We start from the raw sequence: 19040 nt of genomic DNA, 5'->3' as shown, positions 1-19040 counted from the left end.
TAATAGGAAAGGTGGCTAGATTTACATGATTAGTTTAAAGGAAGTTTCGAAAAGATTTATTACAAAGCAAGGTGAAATCGTTGCTGTTGATAATGTAAATCTGGACATACAGCGTGGAGAAATATTTGGGATTATTGGTTATAGCGGAGCCGGTAAAAGTACATTGATCCGCTTATTGAATGGCTTAGAAAAACCTTCTGTCGGCCAAATAGTTGTGAATGAGCAAGAGATTACTTCCATAAATGAGGAGAAGCTCCGTGGCTTCCGACAAAAGGTAAGTATGATCTTCCAGCATTTCAATCTTTTATGGTCGAGAACAGTCGCTGAAAATATAGCATTTCCTCTAGAAATTGCTGGAGTTCCGAAGGACAAAAGAAAAGCCAGAGTAGAGGAGCTTTTGAACCTTGTTGGTCTAGAGGGCAGAGGAGATTCTTATCCTTCACAATTATCTGGTGGGCAAAAGCAGCGTGTAGGAATTGCTAGGGCTTTAGCTAATGGACCAGAGGTATTGCTTTGTGATGAGGCAACATCTGCTCTTGATCCTGAAACGACCGATTCAATACTAGACCTACTAGTCAGCATCAACGAAAAACTAGGATTAACAATTGTATTGATTACACACGAAATGCAAGTTATTCAAAAGATTTGTAACCGAGTAGCTGTTATGGAAAATGGGCAAGTTGTAGAAGAGGGAGATGTGCTAGAGGTTTTCCAAAAGCCACAACAGGCTATTACTAAACGTTTCGTCTCTCAAATTTCTGATTCCAACCAGCCAGTGCAAACGATTCAAAAGCTAGTCCAGCTTTATCCAAATGGTAAGCTAGTCAAGCTCGTTTTTGTCGGTGAAACCACAGAGCAGCCAATTCTTTCAAGATTAATCAAACAGTTTGATTTAGAAGTTAATATTGTGCAAGGTAACATCTCTCATACGAAGAGTGGAGCTTTCGGTACACTAATTCTTCAAATCGATGGAAATGACCAAGCCGTGGAGGATGCAATACAATTTATCCACTCGCAAAAAGTGAATACAGAGGTGATCAACAATGATTGAATCGTTATTTCCAAATGTTGATTGGCCTAAAATGTGGGACGCTACTCTAGAAACCTTGTATATGACAGCAGTTTCTACGGTACTCACAGCAATCTTTGGACTAATTTTAGGACTTTTATTATTTTTGACAAGCCCACATCAGGCTTGGGCGAATAAATTGGCAAATTGGTTAACGGGTGCGGTAGTAAATATATTCCGCTCTATCCCATTTATTATATTAATTATTTTATTGATCCCACTTACAACACTGTTGATGGGCTCGATGCGTGGTCCGAATGCTGCATTCCCAGCATTAGTGATTGGAGCTGCTCCATTTTATGCTCGCATGGTTTTAATTGCTTTACGAGAAATTGATAAAGGCGTTTTAGAGGCTGCAAAATCTATGGGTGCTAAAACCACAACTATTATATGGAAGGTTTTATTGCCTGAATCAATGCCAGCTTTAGTGTCTGGTATAACCGTAACTTGTATTTCACTAGTTGGTTATACAGCTATGGCAGGAATCATTGGAGCGGGAGGATTAGGGAATCTAGCCTTTTTAGATGGTTTCCAACGTGGTCGCGGGGATGTCACACTCGTAGCTACTATTTTAATATTAATCATCGTGTTCATTATCCAATGGATTGGTGACATCATTACTACAAAAATAGATAAACGATAAGGGAGAGATTGGGATGAAAAAATTATTGGCTGGGGTTTTATTATCTGTTAGTGCATTAACGCTTGCTGCATGTGGAGACGAGGATAGCGATAAATTAGTTGTTGGCGCATCTAACGTACCGCACGCAGAAATTTTAGAACAGGTAAAACCTATCTTAGAAGAACAAGGTATTGAGCTTCAAATTGAAACTTATCAAGACTATGTACTACCAAATAAAGACCTAGATTCTGGAGATCTAGATGCCAATTATTTTCAACATGCTCCATACTTAGAATCTCAAATGAAAGATTTCGATTATGATTTCGCAAATGCTGGTGGAATCCATATTGAGCCAATTGGTCTTTACTCTAAAAAATACGCTTCTATTGACGAACTTCCTGAGGGAGCAACTATTCTAATGAGTAACTCTGTAGCTGACCATGGACGCGTGTTAGCGATGCTAGAAGCAGAAGGTCTAATTACCCTGGCAGAGGGAATAGATAAAACAACTGCCGAAATTGGAGACATCGTAGATAATCCTAAAAACCTAGAATTTGATCCTAACTACGAAGCAGCCCTAATGGTTCAGTTATATGAAAATGAAGAGGGTGATGCATTATTGATCAACTCCAATTATGCAATCGACGCTGGACTAAATCCATTAGAAGATGCAATCGCTATTGAAGACTCAGAATCTCCGTATGTTAACCTAATTGCTGTAAAAGCTGGTAACGAGGACGACAAACGCATCAAAGCACTAGTAAAAGCATTACAATCAGAAGAAATTCAAGACTTTATATTGGAAGAATGGAAAGGTTCAGTTGTTCCAGTAAAATAATAAGATAAGTGAGCAAGCACCTCGTGTGCTTGCTTTTTTTTATGATTGAGCGGAGTTAGTGTCCTTAACTGGTTGGGAAGTGTCTCCTAAACAGGTGAAATCCGCTCCTAAACGAGAGAAACTGTCTCCTAAATCAAAGAAAAGTGCCCCTCACTAAGAGTGTCGCCCCTAAATTGTTGGAAATGTCTCCTAAAAAGGTGGAAACCGCTCCTAAACGAGAGAAACTGTCTCCTAAATCAAAGAAAAGTGCCCCTAACTGAGAGCGTCGCCCCTAAATTGTTGGAAATGTCTCCTAAAAAGGTGGAAACCGCTCCTAAACAGGAGAAAGTGTCTCCTAAACAGGAGAAACTGTCTCCTAAATCAAAGAAAAGTGGCCCTAACTCAGAAACTTCATCTACTAATCTAAAATTCCAAAATAAGGGTATCTTTATTCTATTCATTTTGCTAATCTGATAGGGAGGTGATGACTATTGATTATAAAAAAATATACTGAATCGCAACAACTGAAAGCAATGAAATTATTATTAAACAGGCTGCCTATGAAGCACCCGCTCTATTCCAAAATCGGCATGGAAATTCAAACAACGATGGCAGGAGATTATGGAGAGGAAATGGTTTATAGAGAATTAGAGAGGATGCATTTACCTTACAATTATTATTTGTTTCATAAAACAATGATTCGTACAGAAAAATTATTTGAAATTGATTATATTTTATTAACTCCATTTGGTGCAATTGTGCTTGAAGTAAAAAATATTATAGGAGAGCTTGAATTTCAGGTAAATCCCTCTCAAATAGTACAAACTAAGGATAATGGAGAGATAAAAAAATATCCTTGTCCCGTTAACCAGTTAAATGAGTACATCTACTTACTATCTAATTTCTTCTCCCATAATAACCTCTCGATTCCAGTATTCGGAGCAATTGTTTTTGCTTCTAAGAATAGCTATGTAAAAACCACCACAAATGAGACAACAATCCTTTATAAGAAAGATATATATTCGTTCCTTCGAAAACTCCAAAATAAACCCTCGACTGTTACCAATTCTAAGCTCTGCCAGATAAAGAATCTGATCCTAAAATATAATTCTTCATATGATTTTTTTCCTTTAACTAAACATTACTATATAGAACCAAGTGATTTAATCTTGGGAGTCGCATGTGAAAAGTGTGGACAAGTTGGGATGGATAAAGTGAAGAATTTCTGGTATTGTGCAGGCTGCCAGTATGTAGACAAATATGCTTTACAAAAATCACTACAACAATATTTTTTATTGTATGACGACTTCATTACAAACAAAACATGCAGGGAGTTTTTACAATTAAGAACTCGATATGAAGCAAATAGATTATTAAGGAAAGCAAACCTAATTAAAATAGGAAACAATAAATCTACAAAATATAAGTGCCAAACTTAATGTATAAATCAATTCCATAATTCTTGTTTATATGAAAAAATACGAACAATTTTTTTATCACTTCATTTTCTCTATAGGATGACACTTTCAGAGGAGTAGCGAAAAGACTTCATCGTCAGCCCTCTGCCACAATGTTTAATTGGTAAAGGTTTAATCATGAAATTAACTCGTATATAAAAACTTTTTAAAAATGATTCGTTTCACCCGTTTTTATTTTCGTCTATAATTCGCTTTTTAAAATGCACAAAATATTCTAGAGTGTTTCAGGTTAAATGGTATTCGCCCTCATGTGCATGAGGTTAGGATTTGAAGTGGCAGACAAGTCAATAAATAACAGGGTTACGTAAACCAATAGGAAGAAATATATATATGTGACATATGTAGCAATTCCTTTTTTATCGTAGACAATTATCAGAATAAAAAGGATGTTTGAACTTAACATGAGGTGGTATGTAGTGTAGTATAGAAACCATAAAAATTGAAAGGAATGATTTATTATCAGTTCGGAAGAGTTGCCGTATACAGAACAAATGGACCACGCGTTTAGAGGAGTACATGGTTTCGGCTACGATGAATTACGAAATAGTCAAAGATTGAGAGCGAAAGTTGAAAAACGTCGTCAAGCCGATCACGAAAAAAGTATGCAGCTTGCTGCTAAGCTCGATGCTCGTGCTTTCCGAGGTTAATTTAAATATAAGACAAAAATCCATGCAGATTAATCTGTGTGGATTTTTTATTTCTAGGATAAAAGAGTGAAGGAAACGGTATTTATTTTCTGCCTTTTTGAGTTAACACTATGCTGGTAGTGATATGCATTCTCAATTAGATACTTCTTATTGAAAATGATAGCATCATAAAGTACCATAAATATCAACCTATTTCTTCTATTAAAAATGTTATATATTATCAATGAGAAAGTGTTTCAAAAGATTTGCAAGGGACTTCAGTTTGGGTTAAGATTAGAATGATAATAAATTAGAATGGTTACACATTCATAGTTACTTAATGGAGGTTATTAAATGTCGACTTTAGTTATTAAGGATTTACACGTTGCTATCGACGGTAAAGAGATTTTAAAAGGTGTTAATTTGTCTCTTAACACAAATGAAATTCACGCTATCATGGGTCCAAACGGTACTGGTAAGTCTACTTTGGCTTCAGCTATCATGGGTCATCCTAAATATGAAGTTACTTCTGGTTCTGTAGAACTAGATGGTGAAGATGTATTGGAAATGGAAGTGGATGAGCGCGCACAAGCTGGTTTGTTCCTTGCAATGCAATATCCAAGTGAGATCACTGGAGTAACTAACGCAGACTTCTTACGTTCGGCAATCAACTCTCGCCGTGAAGAAGGGGATGAAATTTCACTTATGAAATTCATCCGCGAATTAGACAGCAAAATGGAATTCTTAGAAATGGACGTTGACATGGCGCAACGCTATTTAAATGAAGGATTCTCAGGTGGAGAGAAAAAACGTAACGAAATTCTTCAGTTAATGATGCTTAAACCTAAATTTGCTATTTTAGATGAAATTGACTCAGGTTTAGATATCGATGCACTTAAAGTTGTATCTAAAGGTATCAATGAAATGCGTGGAGAAGGGTTTGGTAGCTTAATCATCACTCACTACCAACGTTTACTTAACTACATCACTCCAGACCATGTACATGTTATGATGCAAGGTCGCGTTGTTAAATCTGGTGGCCCTGAGCTAGCTCAAAAATTAGAAGCTCAAGGTTATGACTGGATTAAAGAAGAATTAGGAATCGAAGACGAGACAGTTGGACAAGAAGCATAAGAAAGGGGACGCATGACATGACGGTTGAAACGAAATTGGCATTAACCGAACAGGATATTCGCTCCTTTTCAGAAGGTCACCAAGAACCAGGCTGGATGACGGAACTTCGTCTTTCTGCTTTAGGTCAAGTGGAAACACTTCCAATGCCAACACCAGATAAAACAAAAATTACAAATTGGAATTTCACTGAATTTCCTGCTCATACTGTAGAAAGCACTACATTTTCTTCATTGGATGAACTTCCTGAAGAGGTGCAAGCACTTGTTCATGCAGACGAGCAAAAAAATATATATATTCAACATAACAACACACCAGCTTACTTATCAGTTACGGATAATTTAAAAGCTCAAGGTGTTATCATTACAGATATTTATACTGCATCGCGTGAACATAGCGAGCTAGTACAAAAATATTTCATGACTGATGGAGTCAAAGTTAATGAACACAAATTAACTGCCCTTCATGCTGCATTATTAAACGGTGGGGTATTTGTATACGTACCGAAAAATGTAGTAATTGAAGAACCTGTTCAAGTAATTTACTTACATGATAACGAAACTGCTTCTTTATTCAATCACACATTGCTTGTGGCGGATGAAAACAGTTCAGTAACCTATGTGGAGAATTATTTGTCTACAGTTGAAAAAACGAACGGTCTAGCAAACATTATTTCAGAAGTAATTGTGAAGGATAATGCTAAAGTTACTTTTGGAACAGTGGACGTTCTTGCAGAAGGATTTACTACTTATGTTAACCGTCGTGGTGTAACTAGTCGTGATGCTGTAATCGAATGGGCACTTGGAATGATGAATGACAGTGATACTATTTCTGAAAATGTCACTCACTTAGTTGGGGATAACTCAGAAGGTCATGTGAAAATGGTTGTTGTAGGTCGCGGAAATCAAAAACAAAACTTTACAACAAAAGTTATTCACTGGGGGAAACATACAGAAGGACAAATTCTTAAGCATGGTGTTATGAAAGATGCTGCTTCTTCTATTTTCAACGGTATCGGTAAAATCGAATTCGGTGCTACAAAAGCAAACGCTGAACAAGAATCTCGTGTTCTGATGTTAAGTGAAAAAGCTCGCGGAGATGCTAACCCGATTTTATTAATCGACGAGGACGATGTAACAGCAGGTCATGCAGCATCTGTTGGACGCGTTGATCCACTTCAGCTGTACTACTTGATGAGTCGTGGTATTTCTAAACAAAATGCAGAGCGTCTTGTAATTCATGGATTCCTTGCACCAGTAGTAAATGAACTACCAATCGAAGGCGTGAAGAAACAGCTGACGGAGGTAATTGAAAGGAAAGTTCGCTAATGCTCAATACAAAAGAGATTCGAAGCTATTTTCCAATTCTTAACCAAGAAGTTAATGGTCATCCACTTGTATATTTAGATAGCGGCGCTACTTCTCAGAAGCCAATTCAAGTAATTGAAGCTATTAAAAAGTACTACGAATTTGATAATTCAAACGTTCACCGTGGTGTTCATACACTTGGTAACCGTGCAACGGAAAGTTATGAAGGTGCACGCGAAAGGGTTCGTGAGTTTATCAATGCGAAATCTACTAAGGAAGTAATTTTCACTCGTGGAACAACAACTGGTATTAATACCGTTGCAAAAAGCTATGGCCTTGCAAACGTAAAAGAAGGCGATGAAATTGTAATCACGTATATGGAGCATCATTCCAATATTATTCCTTGGCAGCAATTAGCGAAGGAAACTGGAGCTACGCTTAAATATATTGACTTAGAAGAAGATGGTACACTATCTTTGGAAAAAGTCCGTGAAACAATTACAGAGAAAACTAAAATAGTATCTGTCGTGTACGTATCAAATGTATTAGGCACGATGAATCCTATTAAAGAAATTACAAAAATTGCACATGAACATGGAGCTGTTATGGTAGTGGATGGAGCACAGGCTGCTCCTCACTTAAAGCTCGATGTGCAAGATTTAGATTGTGATTTCCTAGCATTCTCTGGACACAAAATGTGTGGTCCAACCGGTATCGGGGTTCTTTACGGAAAAGAGGCACTACTTGATGCAATGGAGCCGATTGAGTTCGGTGGAGAAATGATCGATTTTGTTGGCTTGCAAGAATCAACATGGAAGGAGCTACCTTGGAAGTTTGAAGGTGGAACTCCAATCATTGCTGGAGCAATCGGTTTAGCTGCTGCAATTGATTTCCTAGAAGAAATCGGTTTATCAGAGATTGAAAAACATGAGCATGAGCTTGCGGCTTATGCCATGGACAAAATGTCAACAATTGAAGGCTTAACTATTTACGGACCACAAGATCCGTCGAAACGAGCTGGAATTGTAACATTTAATTTAGATGAAGTACATCCTCACGATGTCGCAACAGTCCTAGATATGAATGGTATTGCTATTCGTGCAGGACATCACTGTGCGCAGCCACTCATGAAGTGGTTAAAAGCTACTGCAACTGCTAGAGCAAGCTTCTACGTTTATAACTCTGAAGAAGATGTAGATCTTCTCGTTGCCGGCCTACGCACTGCTAAGGAGTATTTTGGAGATGTCTTCTAATTTAGACCAATTATATCGCCAGGTCATTATGGACCATTACAAAAATCCTCGCAATAAAGGTAGTATTGAGGATGGCGCGTTGACAATAGATATGAATAACCCGACCTGCGGAGATCGCATTCACTTGACTATTCAAGTGGAAGGCGGCGTTGTACAAGATGCAAAATTTGATGGAGAAGGATGTTCCATCTCTATGTCTTCTGCATCGATGATGACGCAAGCGATCAAAGGAAGAAATATAGATGAGGCGCTACAGCTTTCCCATATCTTTTCGGATATGATGCTTGGAAAAGAATATGACGACTCTATTGACCTTGGAGATATCGAGGCATTAAATGGCGTATCCAAATTCCCAGCACGTATCAAATGTGCAACTCTTGCATGGAAAGCAATGGAAAAAGGCGTTTCAGAGGAAAAAAAATAATAATAGAACGGAGGAAATACGATGGCAAAAAAAATGCCTGAAATTGGTGATTACAAATATGGCTTCCACGATAAAGACGTATCCATTTTCCGTTCAAAACGTGGTTTAACGAAAGAAATCGTTGAAGAAATTTCCCGTATGAAAAATGAACCACAATGGATGTTAGACTATCGCTTAAAAGCATTAGAAATTTTCTACTCTAAACCAATGCCACAATGGGGTGGAGATCTAGGTTCATTAAATTTCGATGAAATCACTTATTATGTAAAACCATCAGAACAAACGGAAAAATCATGGGATGAAGTACCTGAAGAAATTAAAGCTACTTTTGATAAATTAGGTATTCCTGAAGCAGAACAAAAATACCTTGCAGGTGTTTCTGCACAGTATGAATCTGAGGTTGTTTACCACAACATGAAGCAAGAACTTGAAGATATGGGAATTGTATTTAAAGATACAGACTCTGCACTTCGTGAAAATGAAGACATCTTCAAAAAACACTGGGGTACAGTAATCCCTTCTTCTGACAACAAATTTTCTGCTCTTAACTCAGCAGTTTGGTCAGGCGGATCATTTATCTATGTACCACCAGGCGTAAAAGTGGATACTCCACTTCAAGCATACTTCCGTATTAACTCAGAAAACATGGGTCAATTCGAACGTACGCTTATCATTGTAGATGAAGGCGCTTCTGTACATTATGTTGAAGGATGTACGGCTCCTGTTTACACAACTAATTCACTTCACAGTGCGGTAGTTGAAATCATCATCAAAAAAGACGCTTATTGCCGTTACACAACAATCCAAAACTGGGCAAACAACGTGTATAACTTAGTTACAAAACGTGCTGTTTGTGATGCTAACGCAACGATGGAATGGATTGATGGTAACATCGGTTCTAAGCTTACTATGAAATATCCAGCTGTTATCCTTAAAGGTGAAGGTGCACGTGGTATGACTCTTTCTATCGCTATCGCTGGTAAAGGTCAACACCAAGATGCTGGTGCTAAAATGATGCATTTAGCTCCAAATACTTCTTCTACGATTGTTTCGAAATCTATTTCTAAACAAGGTGGTAAAGTAACATACCGTGGTATCGTTCATTTTGGACGTAAAGCTACTGGAGCTCGTGCTAATATCGAATGTGATACATTAATCATGGATAATCAGTCTACTTCTGATACAATCCCATACAACGAAATCTTGAACGATAACATTTCTCTAGAGCATGAAGCGAAAGTTTCTAAAGTATCAGAGGAACAGTTATTCTACTTGATGAGTCGTGGACTAAGCGAAGAAGAAGCAACTGAAATGATCGTAATGGGCTTCATCGAGCCATTCACAAAAGAACTTCCAATGGAATATGCGGTAGAAATGAACCGTCTCATCAAGTTCGAGATGGAAGGATCTATCGGTTAATATTTTATTAACTTTGATTTAATAATAAATGTATAATGAAAATCAATCGAACCGATATTGGGACGATGTGAATTTTCCTAAAGTGTAGGAGGCGAACTTTTAAGTTCGTCTTCTTTTTTTTATTTAAAATGGGGAAATATTATAGCTACCTTAAAGAGGTTAATTATATTTCATTAAATTGTATAATTATGGAATTAAATATATAATATATTTAGGCAAGTTAAATCTTTGTTGATTGGAACAACAGTTGGCGACTCGTACTCGTAAAAGTTGAATATAAAAGTGAGAAACAAATTGACGTTATTACAAAGAGAGAATAAGAAATTAATAAAACGCAGATTAAAAAAGATGAGGTGAAAAAAATCATTAAGCCAACTAAATTTAATGAAGAAACTTGTTTAGCACTTGCGATAAAACTTCTGATAAAAATAGGTGAGCTGAAAATGTATGAAGTTATAATTCAAAGGTTTATCAGTGAAGGAAATTATGAAAATTTGTATAAGTTGCTATTAAGATGTCAGCATAAAGAACGTTATAAAAAACTATTAGAAAATCCGTATTGGAGTATGCCAAAAAACTTTGATGCCAAAAAATGTTTGGCACAGACATTATCATATTTACTTGGAGTAGGGGAATTGGAGCACAATGAGACGGTAAATATTATTACAAATGAAAGTTATCCAGGTGTATATAAACTTTTAAACAGACAAATTCAAAGACTCATTTAGACATTTTCTAAGGTAGTTATTAATAGGAGGAAGAATAAAAGGTGGAGAACTACAGTAAAATTCTCGAAGAAATAGCTCAATCGTCTATCAATCATGGGTTTAGGAAGTTATCAAAATCTAAAGTAGACGAGAATTTAATATATGGTGATATACCGCAGGATTATAGAGATTTTTTAATGGAAGTAGGGTTTGGATCTGTAGCTGATGGATATTTTATGTTCTATGGTGGATTAATTGAAGCAGAAGAAATATATGATGTAGCCAATAATCCTGAAATAAAAAAGGTTTTATTATTCGGAGACAACTTTTCAGGTGATGCGATTGGATTTTTGCCTACGGAGAATTGGTCATTTGTTGAAATTTGGCACGAGGACTTAACAATTTTCCCAAGAGAAGAAAAGAACTTTTTAGAATTTGCAAGAAAGGTTTTCGCAAAGGAAATTTAAATTTTAGGAACAACCACTAAAAAAATATTTTGTCTATATAAAAGCTCCAGCAATGGCATGTAAATTACAACATCCGAGTAAGTGTCAAGAAATAGGTAACAGGGTAAAGATATTTAGCAACAGGAGGGGACTCAGGCGGTGAGAAGTAAGATTCTCGCAACACTTTGGGTCTTTTCCGCAACACTTTGGCCTGTTCCTGCAACACTTGGGCGTTGTCTTGCAACAGTTGTCTCGCTCTGTGCAACACTTCCCCTGATATGCGCAACACTTTGGCCGGTTCCTGCAACACTTGGGGTCTGTCACGCAACAGTTGTCTCGCTCTGTGCAACACTTCCCCTGATATACGCAACACTTTGTTTTCTCGCAATGCTTTGGCCTGTTACTGCAACAATTTTTTCAAAACACTTCACCTGCTGCCCACAAAACTTATTTAATAATTGTTAGAAAAGTGGATATTTGGTCTATTTTTTTGTCTGATTGGTTAGGGAAATGATATGATACTAAGTATTAATAAAGAGGTGGTTTGATGATTAAGATTGGTTTAACTGGTTGGGGGGATCACCCAGATTTATACGTTTCGTCGCCTAAGGAGAAGCTGCAAGATTATAGTGCACATTTTCCAATTGTAGAGCTGGATGCGTCCTTTTATGCGATTCAACCACAACGGAATATAGAAAAATGGATTCGAGAGACTCCTGATAATTTTCAATTTATTGTAAAGGCCTATCAAGGAATAACGGGTCATCTCAGAGGAGAAAACCCTTTTAAAACGTCAGAGGAAATGTTTGAGAGCTACCGACAGATGCTTCGTCCTCTGAAGGAGGCGGGGAAGCTGGCGATGGTGCTTGTTCAATTTCCGCCTTGGTTTCAGTGTGAGAAGGACAATGTTCAATATATGAGGAGAATAAGGGAAGAACTAAAGGATTTTGAGGTGGTAATCGAGTTTCGCCATCAATCCTGGTATCTTCCAGAATATAAGGAGTCGACCATCCAATTTTTGAAGGAAAATAATTTTCATCATAGCGTTTGTGATGAGCCGCAAAATGGGGAAGGGAGTATACCTGTAGTTCCGATTGCTACTTCTGATAAAGTATTGGTTCGTCTTCACGGTAGAAACTTTTACGGATGGAAGAATCCTGGTAACAATGAAAAGTGGAGAGAAGTCCGCTATTTATATGATTATAATGAACAGGAGCTCCAATATATTCAACAAATATGTCAAACTCTATCAAAGCAGGCTTCGGAGGTGCTTGTGTTATTTAATAACAATTCAGGCGGTCATGCGGCTAAAAATGCTAAATCCTTTCAACACATGTTAGATATTGAATTTGACGGACTTGCTCCAAAGCAACTAAATCTTTTCGAAGGAGAATTTTAAATGGAGTGGTTTTTATTAGTGCTTAGCGGTCTTTTTTCCGGGGTGATAGGTGCCTTGGTAGGGCTAGGGGGCGGCGTTATTTTAGTGCCCGCAGTACTTTTTCTTGGTACTACGCTTGATTTGATACCAAATATTACACCACAAAGTGTGGTGGGTCTTTCGGTTGTCATGATGATCTTTATTGGCCTGTCTTCTACTCTATCCTATATGAAGTCTAAAACAGTAGATTTTAGAAGTGGATTTATATTTTTTATTGGCAGTATTCCGGGTACTATTTTAGGTGCTTGGGTTAATAAAGGATTAGATCTCCCGTCATTTAACCTATACTTTGGTATATTACTCGTTGCCCTATCTATTCTATTGCTTGTTCGTAAGTATTTGAAGCCGGTTCAATGGTTTGTTAATCATGGTAAGCAGCGGACGTTTAAGGATGGAGAAAATACATATGTATATGGTTTTCCGATTTGGTTTGCCGTTTCCTTAACGTTTGTAATTGGCTTTGCCTCAGGGTTATTTGGAATCGGTGGAGGATCGATGATTGTACCTGCTATGATTTTGTTATTTCTTTTTCCTCCACATGTTGCAGTGGGTACTTCCATGTTTATGGTGTTTTTATCGTCTATTGTCAATTCGGCAACCCATATATCATTAGGAAATGTTCCATGGCTATATACCATACCCGTTATCCCTGCTGCATATATTGGTGCGAAGATTGGTGCAAAGCTGAACAAAAAGTTGAACTCGGAAACACTAGTAACTGCCTTACGGATAGTGTTACTGTTACTTGGAATCCGCTCCATTATTGATGGGCTATTTTAAAAGAAAATTATAAAATGGTTAAAACATATGAAAGAGGTGGAGAGGGTGAAAGAAACGATTTATATTTATCATACAAATGACTTGCACAGTCATTTGGAAAATTGGCCTTCAATCCATCACTTTCTTTCAAATAAAAGAAAGATGCATGAAAAGAAGGATTCCTATCTTATTTTAGATATTGGGGATCACGTGGATCGCTCCAATATTTATACAGAAGGAACTCTGGGGAAGGGCAATGTAAAGCTTTTAAACGAGGCAAAGTATGACTATGTGACAATTGGTAATAACGAAGGGATAACGCTTAGTCATGAGGAATTAGACTCTTTATATACAGAAGCAAATTTTGAAGTAATTGTTTCAAATTTTACTAACTTGGATGGAGAGATTCCTAATTGGGTAAAGCCTTACAAAATTCATCAAACCCCCTCTGGCATTAAAATTGGAATTGTTGCTGCCACGGCAGATTATGGCGTTTACTATGAAAAACTTGGCTGGCATGTACAGGACCCTATACCACGATTAAAAAATGTGTGTAAGGAAATTTCCTCACAAGTAGATATTCTAATATGTATGTCACATTTGGGAAAATCACAGGATGAAATTCTGATTGAACAAATACCCTCATTGGATCTTATTTTAGGCGCTCACACCCATCATTTGTTCGAGGAGGGGAAATGGTTAGGGAACACTTTGCAGGCTGCTACAGGCAAATTTGGTATGTATATTGGACGTGTAATATTAGAATTTGATCATATTAGCAAGAAGATTGTTTCAAAAGAGGCTAAGGTATATCCGACCGACGAGCTACCCGTACCTGAATATGCAAGCAAACTCCAAAGTCGTTGGGAGTATGAAGGAAAAGCCCAGCTTTCTCATACTGTATTTAATAATCCAGTAAAGCTTGAAAAAGAATGGTTTCATGAATCTGAGCTCGCTAAATTTTTTGGGAAAGGGTTGCTCGAATATACAGGTGCTGATTGTGCAATGTTCCCAGCGGGTATATTTTTAAAAGATTTACCAGAGGGACCTGTAACTGCTGGAGACTTACATCAATGTCTTCCACATCCTATTAATCCTTGTATCATTACATTAAGTGGAGCAGATTTGCTAGAGATCATTGAGCAATCAAAAAATGATAAATGGCCTCACCTCGAAGTAAAAGGACTAGGCTTTCGTGGTAAATTCTTAGGTAATGTATTATTTGAACAAATAGTTGAAAGAGAAGATGGTGTTATCTTCATACAGGGAAGTCCGTTACTTATCCAGGACACCTACCGGCTGGCAACTTTGGATATGTTCACATTTGGATATTTCTTTCCTTCCTTTAAAACAGCAAAAAAACAATATATTATGCCAGAAACGATTCGAGACGTTGTGAAATGGTACGGAATAAAGGAAGAGCATAAGTGCAGGGCATAAAAGACCTTCTTGTTACATAAAAGTAATGAGGAGGTTTTTTCGTTGTTTTATCGAAAAAAGAAGAAACGTTTTATATTTTTTAGCACTCAACGTAAATTAGCTATCTTTTTGACATGCTTTCTCTTGTCGGTAGCTTGGGTGTTTTATTACATAAATGCCCAACTGACTCCAACTTATTTAGATTATGCAGAAGTACAAACTAATAAGATTGCCTCTATGGTAATTAGTAAAGCGATTAATTCACGTACGGCAAATGTGTTAGACGTAAACGATATTATTGAAGAAGTTCCTTCAGATAGTAAAAATATGGTGACGACTAAGTTTAATACGGAGATTATCAACCGAGTACTTTCTGATACAAATAGTTTAGTGCAATCTCATTTGGAACAGGCAGAAAAAGGAAATCTTTCTAGTCTTCCCTACTTGGATGATATTGAATATGATAAACATACAATGGAAGATCAAGGTGGGGTAGTATTCTTTGTGCCGATGGGGCAGGCTACAAATATACCTCTAATCGGAAACTTAGGGCCTAAAATCCCAATTCGTTTCCATGTAATAGGTAATGTTCAGTCCAATGTAGTGCCGACCATAACAGAGTTTGGGATAAATAATGCTTATGTAGAAATTAGTATCCATATTAAAGTAAATGTACAAATCATTGTGCCACTTGCGAGCAAAATGAGTGTAGTTGAACAAAATATCCCTGTTGCAATGGGCTTAGTACAGGGACAGGTGCCTCATATTTATACCGGAGGAGATGGGTCTGCTGCTCCATCAGTGGAGGTACCAATACCATTGCCGGAAGATTAAAAAAAAGGCGGTTTTTATAAAAGCCTGTTAGAATAGAAAGAAATGAATAATGAATAGGTAGAGGCTGCGAGGCTTAAGAGTAATTTACAGGAGGTTGACACCGTTGATCGTAGATGAAAGGAAGCTTTGCCGAAGCTAAGTATTAATAGTCATAGGATACTTAGTTGGGGTTATTTTGAATAAAAATAACACTGTCATTTATACTTAAGTATAGATGGGGAGCTACAAATGAAGTAAGTATTTAACTTATAGTTCATAATCAAGCCAACCTATATATATTTATAGGTTGGCTTTTCGATTTTTAAGGAGGAACAGTTTTGGAGAATACTATTTTTTCGTTAGTGCCACCATTATTGGCAATTATTATGGTTTTAGTGACTAAAAGAGTTTTACTTTCATTGGGAGCGGGGATTCTTTCCGCCGCATTACTTGTAGAGAATTTTAACCCAGTACAATCTTTTCTTTTATTATGGGACTCATTTAAAGTATCCTTTTGGGATGGTGGGTTAAACGTATATAACATATATATTTTAGCTTTTATATTATTATTAGGAGTAGTAACAGCTTTCGTTAGTCTTTCCGGTGGTAGCACAGCATTTGCTGCTTGGGCTATCAAAAGAATCAAAACAAAAAGAGGATCTAAACTTTTAACTGCTTTTTTGGGGATTATCATTTTTGTGGATGATTATTTTAATGCATTAGCAGTTGGGCAAATCGCTAGACCTATTACAGACTCTCATAAAGTTTCTCGTGCAAAGCTTGCTTATTTTATCGATTCCACCTCTGCACCAGTTTGTGTAGTGTCTCCAGTCTCTAGTTGGGGAGCTTTCCTAATCAGTCAGCTTGGTGTAATTTTTGCTACACATGCGGTGACTGATTATACACCGCTGGAGGCATTTGTGTTAATGGCACCGATGAACTTCTATGTAATCGCAACATTAGCATTGGTCTTTTTTACAGCATGGACTGACTTTGATTTGTTTGAGATGAAAAAGCATGAAAGACGAGCGATGGATACAGGCGTACTTTTTGACCCGGAGAAAACAAATCCTGGAGATTTAGAGGGTGATTTCCCGGAAAATAATTATGGTAAGGTGATTGATTTATTACTTCCTATTATTTCTTTAGTGGTTGTCACTTTAGGAAGTATGTTTTGGACGGGTTATAGCCTTTCAGGAAAAGTTTTAGACATTTTTATAATCTTTGAACATACAGATGTACCTCTTTCGTTATTTATAGGGGGACTGACAGCTAGTATAATCGCAATGATTTTATATATACGCCAATTTAAAACGAACCCAGAGGCAAACATGACTTACGTGTGGAAAGCCATATGCACAGGTGTTAAATCTATGCTTCCAGCTATTTTGATATTAGTGTTTGCTTGGTCGTTGTCTTATTTAATCACAGCTTTAGAAACTGGAGCATTTTTAGCTACTTTAGTTACGGAAAACAATGTACCAGTAGGTGTGATACCTGTATTAATGTTCGTGTTAACAGCATTTATGGCTTTTGCAACTGGATCATCTTGGGGTTCTTTTGGAATCTTACTTCCTATTGGAGCGAGTATCATCATGGCGATTGAGCCTCAATTATTGCTTCCAGTCTTAGCTGCTGTTTTAGCAGGAGCAGTTTTTGGAGACCATTGCTCACCAATCTCCGATACGACTATTATGTCTGCCACAGGAGCAGGTGTTAATGTAATTGACCACGTAATGACTCAGCTGCCCTATGCTATTATTAGCGCAATTATTGCAGCAGTAGGTTACTTGGTACTAGGCTTAACAAGCTCTGTCTTGATAGGGTTAATAACAGTTATAATTATAATTGTTTTGTTGTTTGCCTTTTGGTCGATTAGAAGCAAAAGAGTGGTTCAATAGTTCTGCCCGTTGATTTTAGAAGGTTGTTTGAATTCTAATAATATGGTACATTGACATCAGTAAAGTCAGATTAATGGGAATGGGGTATGGAATCGTGACAGCGTGTAAACCACCAAAAGAACAGCATGAACGCAAGCCTGACTGGCTAAAAATAAAGTTAAATACCAATGAGGATTATAAAGGCTTAAAAAAATTAATGCGTGAAAATAATTTAAATACAGTTTGTGAAGAAGCAAGATGTCCAAACATTCATGAATGCTGGGGATCGCGACGTACTGCGACATTCATGATTTTAGGAGCTGTGTGTACAAGAGCTTGTCGTTTTTGTGCTGTAAAGACAGGTCTTCCTAACGAGTTAGACTTAGCAGAACCAGAGCGAGTAGCAGATTCAGTTGTCATTATGAATCTAAAACACGTAGTTGTAACAGCGGTAGCCCGTGATGATTTAAAGGATGGTGGTTCGGAGGTCTTTGCAGAGACAATTCGAGCAATTCGTCGAAAAAATCCTTTTACAACTATTGAAGTATTGCCCTCAGATATGGGTGGTATTGAGCAAAACATTCGTAATATAATGGATGCTAAGCCGGATATTCTAAATCATAATATTGAAACAGTACGACGTTTAACTCCAAGAGTTAGAGCGCGTGCTCAATATGACCGATCTTTAGAGTTATTAAAACGTGCTAAGGAAATGCAACCGACTATTCCTACGAAGTCTTCGTTAATGCTAGGTCTAGGGGAAACATTTGAAGAAATTATAGAGGTTATGGATGATTTACGTGCTCACGATGTAGATATCATGACTATTGGCCAATACTTACAACCAACAAAAAAACATCTTAAAGTACAAAAATATTATTCACCAGCTGAGTTTGGAGAATTACGTAAAATTGCCATGAGCAAGGGCTTCTCTCATTGTGAGGCAGGACCACTAGTTAGAAGTAGTTATCATGCGGATGAACAGGTAAATGCAGCAGCGAAGCAACGACAACTGCAAGGTGAGGAATTACTAGCTATTCAAAATAGCTAATGGATGGTGAGCGAATGATTATTGCTGAAGGTTTCACTTATGAAGTGATTGAGGATTTTCGAGAGGCTTTTAAAGAAGAAGCATTTATAGAGCGTTATAGTGAGATTTTAACGAAGTATGATTATATAATGGGCGACTGGGGCTACGGTCAGCTTCGTCTAAAGGGCTTTTTCGAGGATCGAAATCATAAAGCAACATTTGATACGAAAATTAGCACTATGAAGGATTACTTATACGAGTATTGTAACTTTGGGTGTGCTTACTTTATTGTTAAAAAAACAGGGGTAGCACCAAAAACGGTCCCACTCGAACTAGTAAAAGATAAGAAAGAAAACCTTGAGCAAGATCAATTATGATCTGCTCAAGGTTTTTCTTTTTATA

The 19040-nt window shown here is 37.2% G+C and carries 19 protein-coding genes and 1 riboswitch; all 19 genes read left to right on the top strand.

Features of this window, described 5'->3' with window-relative positions:
* Positions 1-25: 25 nt before the first annotated feature.
* Positions 26-1051, top strand: a complete 1026-nt coding sequence (locus ACQKNZ_RS13850; RefSeq protein ID WP_144538657.1) for a methionine ABC transporter ATP-binding protein — start codon at positions 26-28, stop codon at positions 1049-1051.
* Positions 1044-1712 (top strand): methionine ABC transporter permease, encoded by a 669-nt coding sequence (locus ACQKNZ_RS13845; protein WP_144538656.1) that lies wholly within the window; start codon positions 1044-1046, stop codon positions 1710-1712. The genes ACQKNZ_RS13850 and ACQKNZ_RS13845 overlap by 8 nt, the downstream gene beginning before the upstream one ends.
* Positions 1713-1725: 13 nt before the next feature.
* On the top strand, positions 1726-2529 hold the full coding sequence (locus ACQKNZ_RS13840; protein WP_144538655.1) for a MetQ/NlpA family ABC transporter substrate-binding protein: 804 nt from the start codon (positions 1726-1728) through the stop codon (positions 2527-2529).
* 470 nt (positions 2530-2999) lie between these two features.
* Positions 3000-3947, top strand: a complete 948-nt coding sequence (locus tag ACQKNZ_RS13835) for a nuclease-related domain-containing protein (protein ID WP_427660212.1) — start codon at positions 3000-3002, stop codon at positions 3945-3947.
* A 512-nt stretch (positions 3948-4459) separates the two neighbouring features.
* Positions 4460-4633, top strand: a complete 174-nt coding sequence (locus ACQKNZ_RS13830) for a hypothetical protein (protein WP_154310199.1) — start codon at positions 4460-4462, stop codon at positions 4631-4633.
* Between the two features lie 333 nt (positions 4634-4966).
* On the top strand, positions 4967-5746 hold the full coding sequence (gene sufC / locus ACQKNZ_RS13825) for a Fe-S cluster assembly ATPase SufC (RefSeq protein WP_144538652.1): 780 nt from the start codon (positions 4967-4969) through the stop codon (positions 5744-5746).
* 17 nt (positions 5747-5763) lie between these two features.
* Positions 5764-7071, top strand: coding sequence for a Fe-S cluster assembly protein SufD (gene sufD, locus ACQKNZ_RS13820; RefSeq protein ID WP_427660209.1), 1308 nt, complete (start codon positions 5764-5766; stop codon positions 7069-7071).
* Positions 7071-8303, top strand: coding sequence for a cysteine desulfurase (locus ACQKNZ_RS13815; RefSeq protein ID WP_427660207.1), 1233 nt, complete (start codon positions 7071-7073; stop codon positions 8301-8303). The genes sufD and ACQKNZ_RS13815 overlap by 1 nt, the downstream gene beginning before the upstream one ends.
* On the top strand, positions 8293-8727 hold the full coding sequence (gene sufU / locus ACQKNZ_RS13810; RefSeq protein ID WP_144538649.1) for a Fe-S cluster assembly sulfur transfer protein SufU: 435 nt from the start codon (positions 8293-8295) through the stop codon (positions 8725-8727). Before ACQKNZ_RS13815 ends, sufU begins: the two co-directional genes overlap by 11 nt.
* 21 nt (positions 8728-8748) lie before the next feature.
* Positions 8749-10146, top strand: coding sequence for a Fe-S cluster assembly protein SufB (gene sufB, locus ACQKNZ_RS13805; protein ID WP_144538648.1), 1398 nt, complete (start codon positions 8749-8751; stop codon positions 10144-10146).
* A gap of 353 nt (positions 10147-10499) precedes the next feature.
* Positions 10500-10874: a hypothetical protein gene (locus ACQKNZ_RS13800; protein ID WP_340863489.1), complete on the top strand. Its 375-nt coding sequence runs from the start codon at positions 10500-10502 to the stop codon at positions 10872-10874.
* A 41-nt stretch (positions 10875-10915) separates the two neighbouring features.
* Positions 10916-11320, top strand: coding sequence for an SMI1/KNR4 family protein (locus tag ACQKNZ_RS13795; protein WP_340863488.1), 405 nt, complete (start codon positions 10916-10918; stop codon positions 11318-11320).
* Between the two features lie 526 nt (positions 11321-11846).
* Entirely contained in the window at positions 11847-12698 is an 852-nt protein-coding gene (locus ACQKNZ_RS13790; RefSeq protein WP_144538646.1) for a DUF72 domain-containing protein, read from the top strand.
* Complete coding sequence (locus ACQKNZ_RS13785; protein ID WP_144538645.1) at positions 12699-13517, top strand: sulfite exporter TauE/SafE family protein; 819 nt, start codon at positions 12699-12701, stop codon at positions 13515-13517. It abuts the gene before it with no gap.
* A 45-nt stretch (positions 13518-13562) separates the two neighbouring features.
* Entirely contained in the window at positions 13563-14936 is a 1374-nt protein-coding gene (locus tag ACQKNZ_RS13780) for a bifunctional UDP-sugar hydrolase/5'-nucleotidase (RefSeq protein ID WP_340863487.1), read from the top strand.
* A 42-nt stretch (positions 14937-14978) separates the two neighbouring features.
* Positions 14979-15749 (top strand): sporulation protein YunB, encoded by a 771-nt coding sequence (gene yunB, locus ACQKNZ_RS13775; protein WP_154310208.1) that lies wholly within the window; start codon positions 14979-14981, stop codon positions 15747-15749.
* 50 nt (positions 15750-15799) lie between these two features.
* A riboswitch (Lysine riboswitch) is annotated at positions 15800-15982 on the top strand.
* Between the two features lie 84 nt (positions 15983-16066).
* The gene (locus tag ACQKNZ_RS13770; protein ID WP_340863486.1) at positions 16067-17629 is read left to right on the top strand and encodes a Na+/H+ antiporter NhaC family protein; all 1563 of its coding nucleotides are present in this window, start codon (positions 16067-16069) and stop codon (positions 17627-17629) included.
* Between the two features lie 94 nt (positions 17630-17723).
* The gene (gene lipA / locus ACQKNZ_RS13765; RefSeq protein ID WP_144538641.1) at positions 17724-18659 is read left to right on the top strand and encodes a lipoyl synthase; all 936 of its coding nucleotides are present in this window, start codon (positions 17724-17726) and stop codon (positions 18657-18659) included.
* Between the two features lie 14 nt (positions 18660-18673).
* Entirely contained in the window at positions 18674-19015 is a 342-nt protein-coding gene (locus ACQKNZ_RS13760; protein WP_144538640.1) for a YutD family protein, read from the top strand.
* The last annotated feature ends 25 nt before the right edge of the window (positions 19016-19040 follow it).

Source organism: Psychrobacillus sp. NPDC093200 (genome assembly GCF_050280345.1).
In the GTDB taxonomy this organism is placed as follows: domain Bacteria; phylum Bacillota; class Bacilli; order Bacillales_A; family Planococcaceae; genus Psychrobacillus; species Psychrobacillus faecigallinarum.
The sequence above is the reverse complement of the archived record's forward strand: the minus strand, read 5'-3'. Positions and strand labels throughout refer to the sequence as shown.